This window comes from Actinacidiphila glaucinigra, from assembly GCF_900188405.1.
In the GTDB taxonomy this organism is placed as follows: Bacteria; Actinomycetota; Actinomycetes; order Streptomycetales; family Streptomycetaceae; genus Actinacidiphila; species Actinacidiphila glaucinigra.
The window spans coordinates 1-4883 of sequence record NZ_FZOF01000074.1; the positions used below are offsets into that span (position 1 = coordinate 1).

Annotated in this window: 1 protein-coding gene; it reads right to left on the reverse strand. The window is 71.8% G+C overall.

Going from position 1 to position 4883, the window contains the following annotated elements; genetic code table 11:
- Positions 1 to 4883, reverse strand: a 4883-nt coding sequence (locus CHF15_RS43700) for a type I polyketide synthase (RefSeq protein WP_143681805.1), incomplete at both ends; no start/stop codon positions are given.

The window sequence follows — 4883 nt, forward strand, 5'->3', positions numbered from 1 at the left end:
AGCGAGTCGAAGCCCAGCTCCTTGAACGCACGATCCGCAGGGACCTGGTCGACCGAACCATGACCCAGAACACCCGCCACCTCACCCCGCACCACATCGAGCACGGCCTCGGCCCGCTCGTCCTGGGGCAGCGCTGCGAGCTGCCGGGCGAGCTTGCCCGCCGCGGCCGAACCGGCCTTGGCGGCGCGGCGAGTGGGAACGCGGACCAGTCCGCTCAGCAGCGGCGGCAGCATCCCGCTGCCCGCCTGGGCGCGCAGCGCGGCCAGGTCGAGCTTCATGGGCACGAGGACCGGGGCCTGGGTGGCGTTGGCTGTGTCGAAGAGGGCGAGGCCCTCTTCCTCCGTCAGGGCGTCCACGCCGCCCCGACCGGAGCGCGCCACCTCGCCGGCCATGCCGCCGTCCCACAGGCCCCAGGCCAGCGACGTCGCCGCCAAGCCCTGCGACCTGCGGTGCGCCGCCAGCGCGTCCAGGAAAACGTTGGCGGCCGCGTAGTTCGCCTGCCCCGCGCCACCGAAGACACCGGCGGCCGAGGAGAACAGAACGAACGCCGACAGGTCCATGTCCTGCGTGAGCTGGTGGAGGTTCCACGCGGCGTCCACCTTCGGATGCAGGACCCCCGACAGACGCTCCTGGTCCAGGGACGCGATGACACCGTCGTCCAGGACACCGGCGGTGTGCACCACCGCCGTCAGCGGACGCTCCGCCGGAATCGCGTCCAGCACAGCCGCCAGGGAGTCCCGGTCGGCCACATCGCACGCCGCCCACGACACCGAAGCACCCAGGCCGTCCAGTTCAGCGGTCAGGTCCGCAGCGCCCGGCGCGGCCTCGCCGCGACGGCTGACCAGCAGCAGATCCCGCACGCCGTACTCGGACACCAGATGGCGCGCGAACAGGCCGCCCAGCGCACCGCTGGCACCCGTCACCAGCACCGTGCCCTCAAGGGCCCGGGCTTCGGCGTCGGGATTCGCGACGGCCCGTGCCAGACGCGGCGCCAGGAACGCGCCCGCCCGGAGGGCGATTTCGGGCTCACCGGTGGCCAACGCCGACGCCACGGCCTCCGGGGCGATCTCACCGTCGAGGTCGACCAGGCCGAAACGGCCCGGGTTCTCCGACTGCGCCGACCGCACCAGGCCCCACACCGGGGCGTGCACCAGATCCGCGACCTCGTCGCCCGGCACAGCAGCCACCGCGCCGCGCGTCAGAAACACCAGACGCGACTCGGCAAAGCGCTCGTCGCCCAGCCACTCCTGCACCAGCGCGAGCACCCGGCCGGTCTCCGCATGCACCGCACCGGCCACGTCCGGAACCGGCTCGTCGGCCACACACGGCACGACCAGCACCGCCGGAACCGCACCGCTCTCAGCCTCGACGGTCTGGAGCCCGGCACTCGCCAGCTTCCAGTCGTCGACCGAACCACCGGCCGGCACCGGCGACCACTCGACCCGGAACAGCGCGTCACCCTGACCGGCACCCGGCCCGGTGAACTGCTCCGGCGCGAAAGCCCGCAGCACGAGACCGGCCACGGACGCCACCGGGACGCCCTCGGCGTCCGCCAGTTCCAGCGCCACCACGTCCCGGCCCGTACGCGACAACCGCACCCGCACCTCGGACGCGCCGACGGCGTGCAGCGTCACGCCGGACCAGGAGAACGGCAGCTTCGCCTCGCCGTCGGTGCCGCTCACGCCCAGTGCGTGCAACGCCGCGTCCAGCAGCGCCGGATGCACCCCGAACGCACCCGCCTCAGACTCGGCCGACTCCGGCAGCCGCACCTCGGCGAACACGTCCTCACCACGACGCCACACCGACCGCAGCCCCTGGAACGTCGGCCCGTAACCGAACCCCGCCTCCACCAGACCCTCGTACAGACCGTCAATCGCGACCGGCTCCGCGCCGACCGGCGGCCACACCGCCAGATCGAACACCGGCTCCGCCGCCCGCCCGGCCAGCACACCAGCGGCATGCCGCACCCACGACCCGTCCTCCACTCGCGAATGCAGCACCAGCGCCCGACGGCCCTCACCGTCGGCAGCAGCCACCGACAACCTCAGCTGCACACCACCGTGCTCCGGCAGCACCAGCGGCGCCTCCAGCGTCAGATCCTCCAGGACCTCACAACCCACCAGCTCGCCGGCGCGCACCGCCAACTCCACAAACGCCGTACCCGGCAGCAACACCGAGCCCATCACCGCATGGTCCGCGAGCCACGGATGCGTCGTCAGTGACAGACGACCGGTGAACACCACCCCGTCCGAATCCGGCAACTCGACCGCCGCACCCAGCAACGGATGATCCGCCGCACCGAGACCGAATCCTGTGGCATCGCCGGGGCCGGCCTGTGCGCCGCCCGACTCGAGCCAGTACCACTCGCGCTGAAAGGCGTAGGTGGGCAGTTCGACCTGCCGGCTGCCGGTCCGCGCGAAGTGCGCCTCCCAGTCCACGGTGACTCCGGCGGTGTAGGCCTGGGCCAGAGCAGCGGTCAAGGTGCCGACCTCGGGCCGGCCGCCGCGCAGGGCCGGGGCGAAGGTGGCCCCTTCCTGAGCCAGGCACTCCTGCGCCATCGCCGACAGCACACCGTCCGGGCCGAGTTCGAGATACGTGGCGACGCCCGCGGCCTCCAGGGCCCGGACACCGTCCAGGAAGCGCACCGCCTCACGAACGTGCCGCACCCAGAACTCGGGCGAGGCCATCTCATCGGTGACCACGGCACCGGTCAGGTTCGAGACAACCGCGATACGCGGCTCCTCGAACGACAGCCCCGACACGACCTCACGGAAGGCGTCCAGCATCCCGTCCATGTGCGGCGAGTGGAACGCGTGACTGACCTGGAGCCGCTTCGACTTGCGGTCACCGAAGGACTCCACGATCGCGACCGCGGCGTCCTCGTCGCCCGCGATCACCACGGCCTGCGGCCCGTTGACGGCAGCGATGCTCACGCGCTCGGTGAGCAGCGGCAGAACCTCGTCCTCCGATGCCTGCACCGCGATCATCACACCGCCCGTGGGCAGCGCCTGCATCAAGCGGCCACGAGCTTCGACCAGCGTGCAGGCGTCCTCCAGGGACAGCACCCCGGCGACGTGGGCGGCGGCGATCTCGCCGATGGAGTGACCGGACACGTAGTCCGGCTTCACGCCCCAGCTCTCCAGCAGCCGGAACAGCGCCACCTCGACCGCGAACAACGCCGGCTGCGCGAACTCCGTCCGGTCCAGCGCCTCCGCGTCATCGCCGAACAGCACATCGAGCCCCAGCCGCTCACCCACCGCGTCCAAGGCCTTGGCGAACACCGGATAGGCGGCATACAACTCACGCCCCATCCCCAGCCGCTGACTCCCCTGCCCCGTGAACAGGAACGCCTGTTTGCCCGTGGTCGAGGACGAACCCCGCACCAGGCCCGCGGCACCGTGTCCCTCGGCGAGGGCGGACAGGCCGCGCAGCAGCTCGTCCCGGTCCGCCGCCACGACCGACGCACGCTGCTGGAATGCGGCGCGCCTGGTGGCCAGCGAGTAGGCCACATCGGCGGTGCCGATCTCCGGGGCCTCTTCGAGGAGGTGCGTACGCAGGCGGGCCGCCTGGTCCCGTAGTGCGTCCTCGGTCTTCGCCGACAGCACGTAGGGCAGTGCGGTGGTTGCCGGGGCGGCGGGGGCCGGCCTTGCCTTCGTGATCGCGGCGAGGTCGTCGGGGGCCTGCTCGATGATCGTGTGGGCGTTGGTGCCGCTGATGCCGAAGGACGAGATGCCGGCGCGACGCGGGCGGCCGGTCTCGGGCCACGGAACCGAATCCGTCAGGAGGGAGACCGCGCCTTCGGACCAGTCGACGTGCGGGGTCGGCTCGTCCACGTGCAGCGTCCTGGGCAGGACCCCGTGACGGATCGCCATGATCATCTTGATGATGCCCGCCACACCTGCCGCGGCCTGTGTGTGGCCCATGTTCGACTTGATGGAGCCGATCCAGAGCGGCTGCTCGTCGCTGTGCTCCTGGCCGTAGGTGGCCAGCAGTGCCTGCGCCTCGATCGGGTCACCCAGCGTGGTGCCGGTGCCGTGTGCCTCGACCGCGTCGATCTCGTCGCCCGACAGGCCCGCGCTCGCGAGCGCGGCGCGGATCACCCGCTGCTGGGACGGGCCGTTCGGCGCCGTCAGGCCGTTGCTGGCACCGTCCTGGTTGATCGCCGAGCCGCGCACCACCGCCAGCACCGGGTGGCCGTTGCGGCGCGCGTCCGACAGCCGCTCGACGAGCAGCATGCCCGCGCCCTCGGCCCAACTGGTTCCGTCCGCCGCGGCCGCGAAGGACTTGATCCGGCCGTCGGGGGCCAGACCGCGCTGGCGGCTGAACTCAGTGAAGGTGCCCGGAGTCGCCATGACCGTCACACCACCGGCGAGCGCCATCGTGCACTCACCGTTGCGCAGCGCCTGGATCGCCCAGTGCAGCGCCACCAGCGACGACGAGCACGCGGTGTCGACCGTGACCGCCGGACCCTCGAGCCCGAACGCGTACGACACACGGCCCGACGCGATGCTTCCGGAATTTCCGGTACCGAGGTATCCCTCGACGCCGTCAGGCACGGAGGTGATCCGGGTGGCGTAGTCGTGGTACATGATGCCCGCGAAGACGCCGGTACGGCTGCCGCGCATCGCGGCCGGGTCGATGCCCGCCCGCTCGAACGCCTCCCACGACGTCTCCAGCAACAGACGCTGCTGCGGGTCCATCGCCACCGCCTCACGCGGCGAGATCCCGAAGAACGCGGGGTCGAACCGACCCGCGTCGTGGAGGAAGCCACCCGATTGCGTGTAGCTCGTCCCCCGGCCGTCCGGGTCCGGATCGAACAGCGCGTCCAGATCCCACCCACGACCCTGCGGGAACGGCGAGATCGCATCGCCACCACCGACCAC